We start from the raw sequence: 16,630 nt of genomic DNA on the forward strand, positions 1-16,630 counted from the left end.
TGGCAAATATCCCCCTAATAAGAATCTAATCCACAACCGCTGGTGTCCAATCGATTCGACGTTTGCTGCAGGAGGACACTCTACTGTGAAGTTTAAATCCCAAGACCGACAAAATCAACTCATGACAGAGACAGCGAATGACTTCCTGGTCGTCGGGATCGTTATCCTTTTACGGAACCGGCTGTAATTCCTTCGATGAACTTGCGCTGGAAAATAACGAATACGACAATAATAGGCACGATCGCAATTGTGACGCCGGCCGCAACAAGGGACTGATTGGTCGTATATTCGCCTGAAAAATACATCAGCCCCAGCGGCAGCGTCCGGTAAGCATCGTCATACACGAACAGCAGCGGAAGCAGAAAATCGTTCCAGGATGAGCTGAATTCAAACACGATCAGCGAAGTGACTGCCGGCATAATAAGCGGCAGCATGATATATAAAAAGGTTTTGAAATCGCCGCAGCCGTCGATTTTCGCAGAATCCATCATATCATCCGGTATGTCGCGAAAGAACGCCCTCATCATAAAGATGGCAAACGGCATCGATAACCCAAGGCTCGGAATGATCAACGCCCAGTAGGTATTGATAAATCCCAGGTTTTGCATGGTGTAATACAGCGGGATCAGCATGGCCTGGATCGGTACCATCATCCCCACCAATATAAAGTAAAACAGCAGGTCTCTGCCCGGAAAAGCCAATTTGCCGAATGCGAATCCGGCAAGCGTGGATAACGCCAGAATGGCGAACACGCGCGGCACCGCTACAATGACGCTGTTGAGAAAATAATCGTTCATCCTGCCGACCGTCCAGGCTTCGGATATATTTGCGAAGGTAATCGACTTAGGCAGCGAAAAGGGATTGCTGTTCAGCTCCGCAGAGTCCTTCAGCGCAGCCATGACAACCCAGAAAATCGGCAAAACGGAAATGAACAAAAAGACAATAAGAACGAAATAAATGATTGCCGTCTTTAATACTTGCCCGTTCCTCAATTGCCTCCCCTCCTTATCCCTGGCGCTCGGCCAAACGAATATATATGATCGAACAGAGCGCAATGATTGTTGCCAGAGCGATCGAAATAGCCGAGCCGTAGCCGATATCGTTTAATTGAAACGCTTGGGCGTACATATAAGTCGAAATGACTTCGGAGGAATGAAAAGGTCCTCCCTTGGTCATCAGATATATAATATCGAACACCTTAAATGAACCGATCAGCGAATTCAATACGAGCAGCGTGATTGTGTTTTTCAGCAGCGGTACCGTGATTCTGAAAAAAATTTGCAGCATTCCCGCCCCTTCTATTTTGGCAACCTCGTAATAGCTTTTGTCTATCGCCTGGATTGCAGCGATAAAGATAACCATACAGAACCCGTAATAAGTCCAGCTTCCCGCCACAATCAGGGAAGGCAGCACCGTATGCTCGTTGCCAAGCCACGGCATCGCCAGCGAATCCAGTCCGATGCTTCTGAAAAAAGCGTTAATGACCCCGAAAGCAGGATGGTAAATCCAGTTCCAGACAATACCGACCGCGACCAGCGATAAAATATGGGGCATAAAATAGGTAACACGGAATAACACCTTGCGTTTCACCAGATGAGATGCAAGCAATATAGCCAGAATAAAGCCGACTCCTACAGGCAGCACGACTGTCGAAACAATCCAGAACAAATTATGGCCAAGCGCCCGCCAGAACGTTTCATCCTCCAGCATGCGCGCATAATTGTCTAATCCGACGAACAGCATCTCCGGGCTTGCCCCGTCCCAACTGAAGAAGCTGAATTGTACGGTGCGAACAATCGGAATAACCAGAAATACAATATAAAAGAACAACGCGGGCGCAATAAAGAGCAGCGGCTTGAAGCGAACCGCTTTTTTGATTAAGGGCATTTTTGAATCCCGCCTCCTTCCCTGGCATAAGAAAAAAAGGCAGCGGCTTGACCATAGGCCGTCGCCACCGCCGGCATAACGGGTTAATAATTGCCTGCCGCTATTTCTTCCTGGAATGCCTTCTGCTTCTCTTTGACCACGTCAGAGCCTGTTTTTTTTCCGGCGATCAGCTCCTGCATGATGTTTTGCGTAACGTTGTTTACTTTCTGCGGCATCAGCACGTCGATATTATAAGAGAGTCCGGCCGGCGTATTGACCATCTCGACTACTTCTTTAAATAGCGGACTGGCATCAAGACTTTCGACATCGATGTCAAGCGGCGGTATTTTGCTATTCTGATACCAATGAACCGCATTTTCCCGGGTAAAGAGGAAGTTGAGAAATTTGACGGTTGCTTCCGGCTGCTTTGTCTTGGCGGAGACGACCATCGCGCCGCCAATGCCGCCGGGTGCCGATAGCGGAAGCTCCGGATTGACGGACGGCATAATGAAGAAGCCGACGTTGTCCTTCATATTTTCTACCATTTCGCTGACCATCCAAGATCCCGTTATCCTCATGGCCGCTTTGCCCGCATAAAATTCTTTATTGCCGTCATCGAAAGAAACGGAAAGGGGATTGGGGGAAATATAGCCGTCCTTAATCAATTGGCCAAAAGTATCCAATGCCTCGGCAAACACAGGCTGGTCGAAGCTTGCCTGCTTATCCAGAACCTCCCGGATTTTGTCCTTACCCGCCGTTGCCGTGTAGAATACACTCTCAAGGTGGAAAGCCGGCCACTGGTCCTTGTCGTCGAAGGAAACGGCGACCAGATCCTTTTCTTTCGCTTTTTTGCATATCTCCAAAAATTGCTCGTACGTTTTGGGCACTTCCACGCCCAGTTCCTCAAATATTTTCTTATTGTAATAGACACCAATCAGTTCGATTTCATTGCCGATTCCGTACACTTTATTGTCGAAGGTAACCCGTTCGTTAACCCATGCCGGGAAGCGCTCAGACCATCCCATCGTATCAACGTATTGGGTCAGATCCATCGCCAGTCCGGATTTGGCGAGCACGCCCAGGTATCCGGGGCCGGCGTCGTAATTGAAAATATCCGGTCCTTTGCCGCTCGTCAAAGCCGGCTTGATCGTGTTGCGGAGATCCTCGTTTTTCAAAGTGGTGCGCTTGATGCTGATTGAAGGATTTGCTTCCTCGAAGCTTGTTATAAGCTCATCCAGCGCCTTTGAGGGCGCCTCGTCCGTGAAATTATCCCAGATGGTGACGGTAACAGCCCCCTCGGAAGGGGTTTCCGCAACATTGGCATTCGAATTTGCGTTCGCCTCCCCCGCATCGGCGGCAGATTCGCTGCTTGCGGTCGAGCTGCTTGGGGCTTTCGCTGAACACCCCGTCAACAGCACAAGTGCGATCAAAACCATTGAAATAACAGCCTTCGGTTTATTTACCATTCTTCTTCCCCCTGTTCCATCGAATTTGCCTGACGGCACGGCAAGCCATGCCTTAATGGGACAGAAAACCTTTCAAATGCAGCAGCCTTCACCGGCTGATGCCGATTGCAGCCGGACAGAGGACAGTAAGACGATATTCGAATAATGCTCTTCCACCGCGCACAACCTTCGGAGGAACAGCCAGCGCATTGTAATCCCATTGTAATCCTGTACCCTGTCCGCAGCCAAGCAGACAGTCAGATCATCGTCATGCCTCTCATACACTTCGTTACACACGCTGCATTTTCTTGTACACAGCGCGATATTCCAGCGGTGAAACATGGATGTAGGTTTTAAACAAACGTGAAAAATTTTGGATCTCGCTAAATCCGAGCATTTGCGATATTTCGGTAACCGACAGTTCCGTCGTCTGAAGCAGCGTCTGTGCTTTTTGAATTTTCAATTCTTTTTGCGCCTGAATCGGGGATTTGCCGAACAACTCCTTGAAGCGGTTACAAATATAGGTTGGGTGCATATGAAGTTCATCCGCTAATTGCTGCAGCGAAATGGGACGTTCAGGGTGCTGTACGATTTTCGCCAAAATACCCAAGAAATTTACTGCGGGCGGATCCGCAAAAACTTCATCCCCGGACACTGCATTGTCCAGCAAAAGGTACAACAGCTCCATCGCTTTGGCTTGCTTGAGAATAGTGGAAGGCAGTATGCCGGAATGATCGGTCAAGTCCCGAAACTGGCGGAATACGTTCTCGAACCGTTCGCTGTCCCTCAGCTTGAACGTATGCGGGATTTGAAACAGCTTGAGCACGTCGACAATATTCGCGATTTCGTAATTGAAATGCCACCAGAGGAATACCGTCTCCTCATGGGATGTCTTGTAATGGTCATGCCTGACATGGGGAGGAATATAGACGACGGTCCCGGGAACGATGTCGTATGTGCTGCCGTTTACACTCAGTCTGGCTTCGCCTTTCTTGTGGTAAGACATCATCGTGCAAGGCAGGGAACGGCCGAACGTCTTCATTTCGGTACGGGTATGAATATTAAAATCGAGCACCTTCAGTTCGGCATGCCCAAGCAAATATTTCAACTGGTTCATTCCGTTTGTTCCCCCTTATCATGCGGTGTGCAGGCTCCTCCTATTTGAAAGAGACACCCAGCTTGATACTCAGCTCGGGGTGTTGATCAACGAATTTTTCATAACCTTCTGCAGACTGCTCGAAGGAAATAACCGGATACACGATATGCTCACAGTTGATCCTCCCCTTCTTCAGTAAATCCCAGCATGTGTCTTCGATACGGCGCCAGGACCAGCGCGGATGATCGGGATTCGGATTGCTGCAGGCCCGCGAGAAGACGATTTTGGCGTTATTGAAATGAGCTTCCTTGCCCCAATCCATGCCGCCCTTAAACATTCTGGCCCAGCCGACATAGGCGATCGTACCCCCGTATGCGAGACCGCGCAGCGCATGCTGCAAAGCGAACTCGTTCGCGCTCGTCTCCAGGACCACGTCGACGCCCCGCTTCTCGGTCGCTTTCTTGAGCTCCAGCCCGACATCATCCTTCGTCGGATCGAATGCTGCATCCGCTCCCGCCTCAAGCGCGGCCGTCCTCCTGCGCTCGATCGGATCGACGACCGCAACGTAGCTCGCTCCAGCCAGCTTCGCCAATTGAGCCGCAATTTGTCCGATCGCCCCAAGCCCGAATACGACCGCCGTATCGCCTGCGCGCAGATGGCTGTCGCGGATGCCGCCTAATGCGAATTGCGCCGGATCGAAGCAGACGGCGTTCTGCCATGGCATCCCTTCCGGCATTTTCATCAAATAATAATTATCGACGGCGCTTACGATTTGCTCCTCACGAATGCCGCCGTAGCCGCATACCTGATCTCCTATAGCATAATCGCGCACCTGGCTACCCGTTTCGACGATAACGCCAGCCCATTGATTGCCGAGATTCCATTGGCCGAAATTGCCGTGGCCTTCCACCTCTGTTTTCCGCGGCATGAACGCATGCCACTCTTCATCGTAATACTCGTGAATATGCGGGCCTTCGTTACGGAAGGCTGCGAGCTCCGAGCCGTGCTTCGGCGAAGCGTATTTGATGCGCACCCTGACTTCATGCGGCTCCACCGCTCTCGTATTCATATCCAACAATGCGGCTTTCCTGGGCGCAACTGCTATAAGCTGTTTCATTCCTCGTATCCTCCTTTTCGATAGCGAAGATTTTTTTAAAGCGCTTTCATCATTATATACTGAAAAAACCCGATTGAGATTAGCGCTGTTACATTGATATTTATCACTTTTACAGGTTTGCAGCATCCGAAATCAATGTCCGCGAATGCGATCGTGAAGAAACAGCCTGGCTGTAGCAGTCTTCTCATATGAATCTGTCTTGCGCTTCAAGCGATTTTCATAGGCATATGCCCTGCTTTTCCCTATAATGAAATTAAGTCACAAGTATCCACTACGCGATATTTCCCTGAACAAATTCTACAAAATGGAGGAAGATTCTTATGCCACAGAATGTTTGCATCACCGGTACCGACCGCGGGATCGGGCTCGAATTGGTGAAGGCTCTGCTTCAAGCCGGCTGCACCGTTTATGCGGGCGGCATCGCCGATCCGAATCCTGAGCTGGTCCAGCTGACAGAGCAATTCCCGGGACGGCTGCATTCTTTCCGACTGGACGTAGGAAGCGACGCCAGCGTGAGAGAAGCTGCGGAACGGATTCGCGGTCTTACGCCTGCGCTCGACATGCTGATCAATAACGCCGCCCTGCTCGGGGACACGGGCAAAACCGTAGCGGATGACCTCGATTTTGATGACATGCAGCGGGTGTACAACGTATCGGCGCTCGGCGCGATCCGCATGGCCAATGCCCTGCTTGAACCCATCATGAACGGCGGCAAGCTGATCGTGAATATTACTTCCGAGGCCGGAAGCATCGGGAACAGCTACCGCGAGGCCTGGTTCGGCTATTGCATGTCCAAAGCCGCGCTCAATATGGGATCGACCATCATCCATAACCGGATTCGCAAGGATGGCGGACGCGTCCTGCTGCTCCACCCCGGCTGGGTGAAAACGTTCATGAGCGGCAGCTGGAACGAAGCGGGCACGCATACGCCCGAAGAGGCGGCAGCCCATATCCTGGGACGAATCGAAGCGCGCGGCAGCGAGCTTCATGATTTGCCCTTGTACCTGGAAGCGGATACAGGCAAGGAACTGCCCTGGTAAAGAGAGGAGAGATGACAATGAACGAACCCATCCAAGCGCTGATTCTCGGCGACTTCACTGCAGCCCCTTGGCATCCGCTGGAGCCGGCGCGCGCGGAGCTGCAAGCCATTCTTGATCCCGCTTTCAACTTGACTGCTACGGAAAACTACGACGCTCTCAGCCTGCTGGACCAGACGGAGTTCCCTATGTGCATCTCGTACACGGACTGCTGGGATCGCACGTTGAAGCCGGAACAGACGGCGGGTCTGCTTCGGTACGTTGCGGGCGGCGGCGGACTGCTTGTTCTGCACAACGGCATTTCGCTGCAAAGCAGCCATGAGCTTGGGCAACTGATCGGCGCCCGTTTCACCGGGCATCCGCCCTACCAGCCTCTCCGATATCATCCCCTTGCCGGACATCCCCTGCTGGAGGGAGTCGATGGGTTCAGTCTGGATGAGGAGCCATATATGTTCGAGTTTGACTCCTTCTCCAAACGAGAGGTTTTCCTGGAATACGAATTCGAAGGCAAACGTTATCCCGCAGGATGGGAGCATGCCTACGGTCTTGGCAAAGTCGTCTATCTGCAGCCGGGGCATCACGCCCCCTCGTTCAGGCCCGCGTCCTATCGGCGGCTTGTGCTTAACGGAGCCTGGTGGGTCTGCAGCCGGTAATCCGCTAGTCCGCATTATCGCAAAAAGGCTTTTCCTCCGGTTTCCGCCGAGGAATCGCCCCCCGGTATGCGCCTCTTACATCTGCAACGCCAAAGAGGGGAAGGAACAGCACGATGGCTGCTCCCTCCCCTCTTTGGAAACGATGATTATCCACATGACTCGAAGACGACCGGCGGCGCACCGCTCTTCATTCGCAGTGTGTAGTACGCGCGGCCAAGCGGCGAAGGCTGAACCTCTCCGCTGGCTATGCTGCATGCTCCCACCCAATCAGGCAGCTTGACAATCGTGTCGGTATCCCTATCTGCCGTCAATTGTGCTCGGAATAAACCTGTATCCCTGTTCCAAGACAACGACACTTTGCCCGTATGAAACCTCCAATCGGCCAGACTCCCCCTCTTCCAACGACCCGGCAGCGCAGGCAGCAATTTAACCAGATTGGCCGATACCTGAAGCAGCTGCTCCTGAACGGCGTTGACCCAGCCCATATTAGCGTCCAATTGCACCGGAGCCGCGGGCATCTGCAGGGAGACGCCCATTCCCCGCCAGTCATTATGGAGCGTAAACAGATTCGGCAGCAGACTCGATCTGGAGAGGATATCCAGACAATTCAAAGAGGCGTCTCCATCGCCCAGCCGCGCATACAGAGCTGCCATATGGGCAAGCGACCAGCCGCTTTGTGCCCCCATCTCTCGCCTGTGCACCGCCGTTTCGAATGCACCGAACATGTTCGGATCGCTCTCTCTCGTCACTTCCTGCCCCGGGAATACAGGGTACAGATGAGAGAGATGACGGTGTGCGTAACGGTCCTCGAAAGCAGGATGAATCCATTCACTGATTGCGCCGTCCTTATTCAGCTTATACGCCGGCAAATGCGTCAGCATGCGGTTCCATTCCTTCTCCGCCTCCGGATCTTCGCTGCCCGCTTTCTGATTCGCTTCTATCAAACTCTTCAGAAGCTCTTTCAGAATGGCGATATCCATCGTCGCATTGATCGCCGTAGGCATAGGATGCGCAAGCGGTTTGCCATCCGCCGGCATGTAGTTGAGAGGCGTATTCTCAGGCGAAACGGAGGGATACATCTTGTAAAGCCCATCCGCATCCGTAACCAGGAAGTCCTCGTAAAACCGCAGCGCCTCGAGCATGAACGGCAGGGCCGTCTCCCGCAGAAATTGCAGATCTCCGGTATAACGGAAATGTTCATAGTAGTGGCGGGACAGCCACCCGGCCGCACCGGTCCAATTCAGAATAACGGGCACGATCTGATTCGGAACGCCAATGCCCGGCGTAGAGCCTGCCGGAATATAGATGCCCCGACAGCCGTACAGCTTACGCGCATTTTCACGAAAATCATCCATCAATCCCTCATAATAACGGAATAACGGATGGACCAATTCGCCCAGACCGCCAACATGCGCATGCCAGTACATCATCTGAATGTTCTCATTGGCCATGTTGTGGCTCCATACCAGCCTATAATCTCCTCCCCACAGCCCATATAGCCCGAAAGGCTCCGCATCTTCCGCCGCTGCAGTACCGCTCATGAACAAATAGCGGCCATAAGACCACATTTTACGCACAAGCGCAGGCGGCGCCTCCCCCTCATATGCATCCAGCAGCAGCCGCTCATTGGTTCGCGGATCATTATCCGCATCCTCCAATTCCAGCGAAACCGAGCGGTACAACGGCCGGTGCAGGGCGAGATGGCGCTTGAGCAGCTTATCGTAAGAGGCATCAACAACAAGCTCGGCCAATTCCTGCTTCAACCGTTCCCAATCCCCGGACCGCGCGCCAAGGACGAACAGCTTCACCAGCACCAGCATTCGTCTTGCCCCTTCGAAGCGGATTACGCTTCCCTCCGCTTCGATGCGGCCTCCCTCCGGAATGACCCGCATGACCGCTCCGAAATCCGTCCCATCGTCATTTGTTCCGGCGAACCATGCATAAGCGCCGCTGGCTCCGGCCTCAACAGACTGTTCGAGCTCCTTGAATTCCGGCGTATCCGCCCAGCGGTCGCTCGGGTGAAGAATAAGACCAATCTCTCCGGATACACGGGATTTCTCGTCCCCTTCGAGCTCGTAGACAACCGTATCGTCGGCACGCGAGACGAACAGCCTCCGCGTGTACGAGCCCGGTCCGTCCGTCCAGCCGACCGTAACTTCTCCGCTGTCCATAGCAAGCGTCCGGCTGTACCCGCGAAAGGCGCTGCCGCAGGGCATGACAAGCTTTATCGCCGCCAGCGGAAATCTGGACGCGAGCTTCGTCGCGTAACCGCGTTCCTTTAATGCATTCGCGAGCTGCCAGCTTGCCTCGGCATATTGCTCTTCATCCATCAGCCCGCGGGTCTGAGCGAGCGTGCCACTTACATCCGGCAGCTCATCCTTGCTCCCCCAATGCCAGAGGCGCGCATGATTAAGAATTACCGTCTCCTCCTGAACGCCGCCGAATACGGATGCGCCAATAACGCCATTGCCAGAGGGAAGCGCTTCGCGCCACATATTCCTCCACCATGAGGCCGGATAACTCATTACGAGCTTATCCGGGCTTCGGTTGTCTTCTTGCACCTGCATCCGGATCACCTCTCCTTCATTCACTTCCCATCTTGCCGTCCATCTAATTACCGCCTGAATCCGCCAGTTCGCCAGTCTGCTCGCGCAGCCGTTCCAGCTCGATGCTTGCAAGCAGCAGCGGAGCAACGCCCATCAGCACATCGCTGACAACCTTCTCGCTCATATAATAGGCGTAGGAGCCATCGCGGTATTTGCGCCCGCCCAAGCCTGCCCCGTTACAAATGCTATGGAGATGAACGCCTTGTTCGTCCTCGGTTACGAAGCGGTCAAGAATGCCATCATAGGCGTTCTCTACGGCCTGTCTGTCTATCTCGGCCAAATAGCCGAGCCGGATGCCCTTGGCCAGCGCATACGCCAGCATGCAGGAGCCGGACGCTTCCAAATAGTTATCCCGGCGGCCATTGCAGTCCATTAGCTGATACCATACCCCGCTATCTTCATCCTTCACCCGAAGCACAGCATTCGCCATCCGTTCAAAAATCCCCATCAACTGTCCGCGCTTCGGATGATGAACGGGAAAATGCTCGAGCGAGTCCGCGAGCGCCATTGCATACCAGCCCATCGCCCGTCCCCAGACATGCCGGGAGCGGCCTGTGCTGCCATCGCACCATCGCTGCTCCCTGCTCTCATCCCAGGCATGATGCAGCAATCCCGTTTGCGGGTCGCGCGTGCGCTTTTCGATCAGCAGCAGTTGATGCGCAGCTTCATCGAACCAGACGCTTTCGCCAAAGGTCCGGGCGAATTCGGCCATGAACGGAGAAGACATGTACAGGCCATCCAGCCACATTTGACAGGGGTATATTTTCTTGTGCCAGTATCCGCCTTCCTCCGTACGGGGCTGGCCGGTCAATTGGGTGATTAAACGCCTGGCCGCCTGCTCATACTTGGATTCACCAGTCTCTCTCCATAACCTCAATAGATTTTTTCCTTTGTTGATATGGTCGAGATTATATTCCTCCAGCGTATAGCCGCGGATGGAACCGTCCTCCCGGATGAAGACGTCCATATGCCGTTTAACGGTCGCCTGGTATTCGGGTTCTCCCGTCCAATCGGCAAGCTGACTGATCGCCGTCAGCGCCATTCCGGCCACATAACCCCACTTGTTGGCAATATTCGGGTGATAACCGTCCTGGCAGCGGGAAAGGATCGTTCCCGCTACCCTAACGGATATGCGCTGGGCACCAGGAATTTGCGTTTCCAATTTGTTCATCTGCCTGCTCCTCCTCGTTACGTTGCCATTAGCGGCAAAGAAGTGAAATCCTCTGGAATTTCCACTATATACAGATTTCCATAGCCGTTCTTATCGCTTGTAAACAGCAGACGCTTCCCGTCCGCGTTAAAGCGCGGGTGGGCATGCACCTTCTGTGAGTGAAAGCTGCAGCGCAGCTCGCACAGGATGCGCGGACCTTCATATACACCGTCGATTTTGCGCCAAAGACTCAGCGTCTTGACCGCTCCCTTGCCGTCCACGACCACCTGGCCCAATCCATCCGCATATCCATGCCAGGTATCGAACCCGAACTCCGTCTCTTCCATGCCCGTATTGTCATAACGGATGCTGCCGAAAAAGTTGGTGCCGTCCGCTCGGAATCCGTGATAGCCAATCGTCACTCCGTCCGGGTAGAAAAATTCATGACCGACCTTCTCGCCGCTTTCCAGCCGCTCCCTGATTTTCCAAACCGCACCGGTGCGCAGGTCAAGCCCCCAAATACGATGATCGACCAGATGCCATGGGCCCTCATGACAAAAGGTCATCAGCCATGACTCCTTCGGCGATGTATTGATATGGGTAATGAACTGGTTTTCTTCATATACTTTTTCTCCGCCGCCCGCCTGAGCATCGATGCGGACGATCATACTATGGGGCGCAGCCTCCATCAGCTCCCTGTGGCCGACGTAACCGTTACCCAGATCAAGCCGAATGCGGTGCGACAGATCCTCCTGCACGCAGGTCATTACGAACCGCCCGTCAGCGGTCGCGTTCGCATTGCCCAAATGATAGCCCTCCGGCGCTTCGTAGCACAGCTTCTCTTCAAGCGAATTCAGATCCAGACGGATCAGGCGCCGGCCAATCTTGACAAACGCCGAGCTTCCATCCGGCAACAGGCAAGCATCCAATTTATCAACATCCTTGTAATCCGTCAGCTGTGTGATCAATCCGCTTTCCACATGCAGGCTGTACAAATTCGTGCTATTCCCTCTATCCGAGATCATCAGAAGCCGCTGTTCTCCGTCATACCAACCGTTTTCGGTAAAATATAAATGATGGCTATGCGCTTTATAATGGGTCAATTGCGTCACTTCAAGCCCTGTCAGCCGATCGATCTCCGTCTTGCGCTCCGAGGGCCATACCGTTCCTTTTGCAGACATGCTCCCGCCTCCTATGTGAACTTTAGAAATCTCTACAGCCAGGGCTTCAGCCCTTCCCATTTCACCGACCAGCTTCCATCCTGCGGGAAGCCGGGATTGCGGACAGCTGGCTCCGCCGCCGATTCTCCGCCTTCGCCATCCCTCCAGCCAGATGCCATCATCGCAACCGCAGCCAGCAGACCGCCGTTGCCCGGCAGATAAGCGGACAAGCCAGGGCGCTGATAATTATGCCCGTTGGTTAAATACGTATTCTTGGATGCATCCATCAGCAGGAAATCCACCGCGAGATCCGGCTCACCGAGTCTTGCCGCCGTCATGGCGCACATCGGGAAATCCCAGCCCCATGCCGACTCCCAGTTCCAAACTTCCTTCACCTTCAGCAGCGTGTCCAGCATGACCTTTCGGTCGATTAGCGTGCCCGGCAGAATGCCCAATGCCCCCAGCATGGACGGATGGTCGCGGTTTTTCGTCAGAAAGGTCTCCGGGCAGAGCTCATGGGCAAGATATACACCCTCCTCCTGTGGAGGCCCGGCTAACGATCCGGCTACTTTTGCCCATAGCGGATTGATCTTCTGCTCCATGCGCTGCGCCCAGCGAATCGCAATTTCCAAGCCATACTTCCAATATTCCAGCTCGTAAGGAGGGTTTTTGCTGCCTTCTAAAGGATGACATTCCTGTGCCGGAATCAGGGGCGGTCCCAGATCATAGACCCGCTTCTCTTCATTCCAGTGAGCGAATGATACCATGAAGTCAGCCGCTTCGAATACGATGTTGCGGAACCTCGCAAGAGTCTCGCTCGACGGATCAGCCAGATAGCACAGCTCAGCGAGCGCCATCGGATGCGGCTGCTGCCAGATCAGCCCGTTCGCCACCGGCGACGGACAAGGCTCGCCGTCAAAGCCAACCATCTTCGGCCAGCGCGCCCCCGCATACCCTTGAGACTGCGCCAATTTACGCGCCACCGGCAGGATCTGTTCATACCAATCCATACTGCTCAGCAGATAGTTTTCTCTCCCCCACAATGGGAAATGCGCCGCATGCCACCAATGCATCTCCAGATGGGACTTGCCAAACCAGCTGTTATACATCAGGCCTGTCTCTTGGGGAGGCATCGACCCGCCGCTATGTATGGCCAGCAAGAATTGGGACAGTACGACACGTCTCTCCAGCTCATAGGCTCTTGGATCAGCGCTTCCGGACAAGTCGATTGCCGCGCCGCTCATCCAGAACGACTCCCAGTGACGCATGCTCGCGGCCTCGATAGCCTCGACTTCCGCCGTCTGCGGGGACTCCTGCGCGAAGCCGACCGAGAATTCCAGTGAATCGCCTTGAGCCTCCGGCAGCAGCGTGAACTCATGCACCCCGGTCCGCTCCAGACTCCCAGCGTTCCAGGTCCAGCAAAGCTCATAACGGTCCTCGTCCATGCTTCTGACGATTCTTGCCCCGTTAGCGCCCGACTCGCCCAGCTCCGTCCGATGCCTGTCATCATTGTCCAGATCCGGGAACACGGCCTTGGCCCATGTGGCAGACGTCATATCCGGCGCCGGAAAACGAATGAACACCTGCAGCCTTCCCTGCCCGATTAAGGGCGAAACGACTCTCACGCCTATAGCGTCAATTGCCGGATGGCAAGCCGTCACTACATGAACCGGCACATCTTGTACGGCAAATTCACTTGTCAGAATGCCTGTCCATAGATTCAATTTCTGGCTGATATTCGTGATATCCTCCGCTTGCGCATCGTCACCCGATTCACTCAGGAACCGGAACGAAATGCGGCCAAGCTGAAGGCGATGCGGATTCTGACGAAGCCAGTGGTAAGCCTCAACTTTGTCGCCGGGCTTCACCGCATACCCGACCGGCCTGCCGTACGTATCGTAGCTTTGGTATGCGGCATCACGCATGGTGAAGCGTCCGGGACCGCCTGTATAATGCCACCCCCAATTGGACTGCGTGCCAAGCGGCACCTCATATTGATCCGGGAATGTCTGCAGGCCGGTAATATCGGCGCTGAAGGCAAACTCTCCGTTGCCTACGGAAAACGGGGACACAGGGTCCCATTTATTCAACTCCGGTTGATGACGTTCCACGATCTGTCGTCTGTCCATTGAATCCTCCTGTGCTTGAACCCGGGGCCGCCTGATCCATATCTATTCAAGCGGGAATTCCATCCGGGTTCTCATCATGTCCCGGTACTTACCCGGGGTAATATCTTTTATTTTGCGGAAACTGCGAATAAAGCTATTCTCATGCTGATAACCGACCATCAGCGCGATATCCGATATGCGGTCGCCCGTCTTCAGCAGCAGCTCGCTTGCCCGATCTATGCGAAGCCGTGTCAAATAGTTATAAATCGTCTCGCCTGTTTCCTGTTTGAACAACTGGCTGGCAAGGCTGCTGCTTATGCCAATCGATTCAGATATTTCGGGTATGCCGATCGGCTGGTTAAGATGCTGCTTCAAAAAATCAATCATGCGTTGGCACATGATGAAATCCTTGCTCTGGGCCAGCCGGCAGAATCGTTGTGCCAGCAGGATAACGCGGCTCTCCAGCACACCTTTGCTATCCTCCAAATCAAGCGTGTCAAACCGGAAATCGTTTTGGCACAAAGCCCCGTTTGCGGCAGGAACGATCTGTTCGATTCTTTCTGTGACGGATTGCAGGAAAGATACAGCCGCCGATGGATACCCGTATTGACTGCGGATATTATCGAATAATCGTCCGAGCGCCTCCAGGGACTCCGGCTCATTGCCCGCTTCTATGGCGCTTATCAGCTCGTTAAGAGCGCTTTCATACTGAGGCGGCTCAATCACTTCATGTCCGGACACCTCTTGGAACGTAATCACCTGTCCATAGCCTTGGTAGAGCCGGTATGTGAGCGCATTCTCCGCTTCCAGCATCACTTGCTTCAGTCTTGCAATTTCCGTCTGCGGGTTGCCGATCCCCGCCGATACGCTGAATTTCAACAGGCGCGACACGACCTCCAGCGATTCCGCGAGCATTCTCTCGCATCGCAGCCCTTCTATACGCGGCTGCAGCAGAATGGCCGTCTTGTCCTTCCCGAAATCGGCGCATACAATTCGCCATTGCGGCTCGAACAGCTCTGCCACGATATTGGCCATCGCGAATTTCAACAGAGAATGATCGCTGCCGCTGAAGGTCCGGGACCATTCCTCGTACCGGTCGATCGAAAGAACGGCCACCGTCACCGGCGCTGCCGACCATTCTCCGAAGTAACGTCTCCATTTCTCTTCAATATCCCGCTTCCCGCTCAGATTGCCGGAATAAATATCAGTGAGCAGCTTGGATGCAACCTCGGACATCGACTCCCGGACAAGCTGTGACAGATGCACTTGATTGGTGAGCAGTTCCCCGGCAAGCCTCTCCAGATTGATGCCATCGGGGCCGTTAGTCTTGCGGTCATATTTGCTGAACAACTGCTTCAGCCGGCGGACAGGGCGGAAAGCCGCCGCATTAATATAGAATATCGTAGCCCCGCCGAGCACGAGAGCTGCAATAGACACCAGCAGAACCACCTTGGCCACCCGTTTGGACTTGGCCAGCAGACTATCCTGCTCAATAATGGACACATACCTCCATCCCGTTACAGGCGAGGCGAGCTGGTTAATGAGCAGCTGGCGGTTCTGGATCGTGATATCCGCACCGTCGTCCTTCCCTAGGGTATCCATCGCATGACTCACCGAATCCTGATCGAAGTCATAGTTCGAGACGGAGTAAAGCAGCTCGTCATGCTCGTCAATAATATAGCGCATCCGGTTCAAATTGTTCATAATTGGCGGATTCAGCTTGGCGAACAGCTCCTCGGTTTTAAGATTGACGGCGACGATTCCCTTGAACTCCCCTTGAATCATAATCTTGCGAAACAGCGTAACGCTCGATCCCTTGGCCCCTGCCCCTTCAGGCACCATTCGCTTCTTAATGAGCGTAGTCCTTTCACCGAATTCAGAAACGACACTGGTCCAGTCGGAATCGGTGAAGGTCAGCTTGCTGGAGCTGAAGCCTTGCGGTATTGCCAGGAAGCTTTCCCGGTTCAGATCATAGACATAGATACTTTTGATATACTTGGAGTTGCTGATTAGTGTCGACAGAAACTGATATGTCCCCGTAATATTCATATAAGAGCTCTGTACTTTGTTGGTCAAAAATTGGTAGACATTATCATTCAAGGCGACTTGAATCGCGACCTTGTCGCTTTCGCTAACCAACTCGTCGATCACGTTCATTTCGAGCTTCAGCATCTGACGCTGCAATTCGCCCAGCTCTTCTTGCATCACCGACTTCGACGTATAGTACGAGGTCAGACTTACAGCCAGAATAATGAGAAAGACTGAAACGGTCAAAATAAGCACGAGTCTGACCTGGGTGTGAGCCAGATTGTATTTCAACCATTTCTTGATAGACTGTGTCATGGTAAATTCCACCTTATACCGAGGATCCTTCCATTATATCTTGGTGATC

Annotated in this window: 13 protein-coding genes; 2 read left to right on the forward strand and 11 right to left on the reverse strand. The window is 53.5% G+C overall.

Features of this window, described 5'->3' with window-relative positions:
• Positions 1-161: 161 nt before the first annotated feature.
• The 6 genes from AC0YOA_RS23035 to AC0YOA_RS23060 form a co-directional block, all read right to left on the reverse strand.
• Positions 162-992 carry a carbohydrate ABC transporter permease gene (locus AC0YOA_RS23035; RefSeq protein WP_475788611.1) on the reverse strand — a complete coding sequence of 277 codons (831 nt, stop codon included), beginning with the start codon at positions 990-992 and terminating at the stop codon, positions 162-164.
• A 13-nt stretch (positions 993-1,005) separates the two neighbouring features.
• Complete coding sequence (locus AC0YOA_RS23040; protein ID WP_475788612.1) at positions 1,006-1,887, reverse strand: carbohydrate ABC transporter permease; 882 nt, start codon at positions 1,885-1,887, stop codon at positions 1,006-1,008.
• Positions 1,888-1,970: 83 nt separating this feature from the next.
• Positions 1,971-3,332 (reverse strand): extracellular solute-binding protein, encoded by a 1,362-nt coding sequence (locus AC0YOA_RS23045; RefSeq protein ID WP_475788613.1) that lies wholly within the window; start codon positions 3,330-3,332, stop codon positions 1,971-1,973.
• A 72-nt stretch (positions 3,333-3,404) separates the two neighbouring features.
• A complete protein-coding gene (locus AC0YOA_RS23050; protein WP_475788614.1) occupies positions 3,405-3,608 on the reverse strand; it encodes a hypothetical protein in 204 nt (67 codons plus the stop codon).
• A complete protein-coding gene (locus tag AC0YOA_RS23055; RefSeq protein WP_475788615.1) occupies positions 3,601-4,428 on the reverse strand; it encodes a helix-turn-helix transcriptional regulator in 828 nt (275 codons plus the stop codon). Before AC0YOA_RS23055 ends, AC0YOA_RS23050 begins: the two co-directional genes overlap by 8 nt.
• A 40-nt stretch (positions 4,429-4,468) precedes the next feature.
• Entirely contained in the window at positions 4,469-5,524 is a 1,056-nt protein-coding gene (locus AC0YOA_RS23060; RefSeq protein WP_475788616.1) for a zinc-binding dehydrogenase, read from the reverse strand.
• 320 nt (positions 5,525-5,844) lie between these two features.
• Between AC0YOA_RS23060 and AC0YOA_RS23065 the strand changes: the two genes are divergently transcribed.
• Entirely contained in the window at positions 5,845-6,564 is a 720-nt protein-coding gene (locus AC0YOA_RS23065) for an SDR family NAD(P)-dependent oxidoreductase (RefSeq protein ID WP_475788617.1), read from the forward strand.
• A gap of 17 nt (positions 6,565-6,581) precedes the next feature.
• Positions 6,582-7,214 (forward strand): ThuA domain-containing protein, encoded by a 633-nt coding sequence (locus tag AC0YOA_RS23070; protein ID WP_475788618.1) that lies wholly within the window; start codon positions 6,582-6,584, stop codon positions 7,212-7,214.
• 146 nt (positions 7,215-7,360) lie between these two features.
• Here the strand turns inward: AC0YOA_RS23070 and AC0YOA_RS23075 are convergent, their stop codons facing one another.
• From AC0YOA_RS23075 to AC0YOA_RS23095, 5 genes are read right to left on the reverse strand one after another with little or no spacing between them, the layout of a single operon-like run.
• Complete coding sequence (locus tag AC0YOA_RS23075; RefSeq protein ID WP_475788619.1) at positions 7,361-9,781, reverse strand: glycosyl hydrolase family 95 catalytic domain-containing protein; 2,421 nt, start codon at positions 9,779-9,781, stop codon at positions 7,361-7,363.
• Positions 9,782-9,824: 43 nt separating this feature from the next.
• Positions 9,825-10,991: a glycoside hydrolase family 88/105 protein gene (locus tag AC0YOA_RS23080; protein WP_475788620.1), complete on the reverse strand. Its 1,167-nt coding sequence runs from the start codon at positions 10,989-10,991 to the stop codon at positions 9,825-9,827.
• Between the two features lie 17 nt (positions 10,992-11,008).
• Positions 11,009-12,151, reverse strand: a complete 1,143-nt coding sequence (locus AC0YOA_RS23085) for an oligogalacturonate lyase family protein (protein WP_475788621.1) — start codon at positions 12,149-12,151, stop codon at positions 11,009-11,011.
• 32 nt (positions 12,152-12,183) lie between these two features.
• The gene (locus AC0YOA_RS23090; protein WP_475788622.1) at positions 12,184-14,259 is read right to left on the reverse strand and encodes a glycoside hydrolase family 65; all 2,076 of its coding nucleotides are present in this window, start codon (positions 14,257-14,259) and stop codon (positions 12,184-12,186) included.
• 42 nt (positions 14,260-14,301) lie between these two features.
• A complete protein-coding gene (locus AC0YOA_RS23095; protein ID WP_475788623.1) occupies positions 14,302-16,581 on the reverse strand; it encodes a helix-turn-helix domain-containing protein in 2,280 nt (759 codons plus the stop codon).
• Positions 16,582-16,630 lie beyond the last annotated feature (49 nt).

Source organism: Paenibacillus sp. JT22N12 (genome assembly GCF_056269365.1).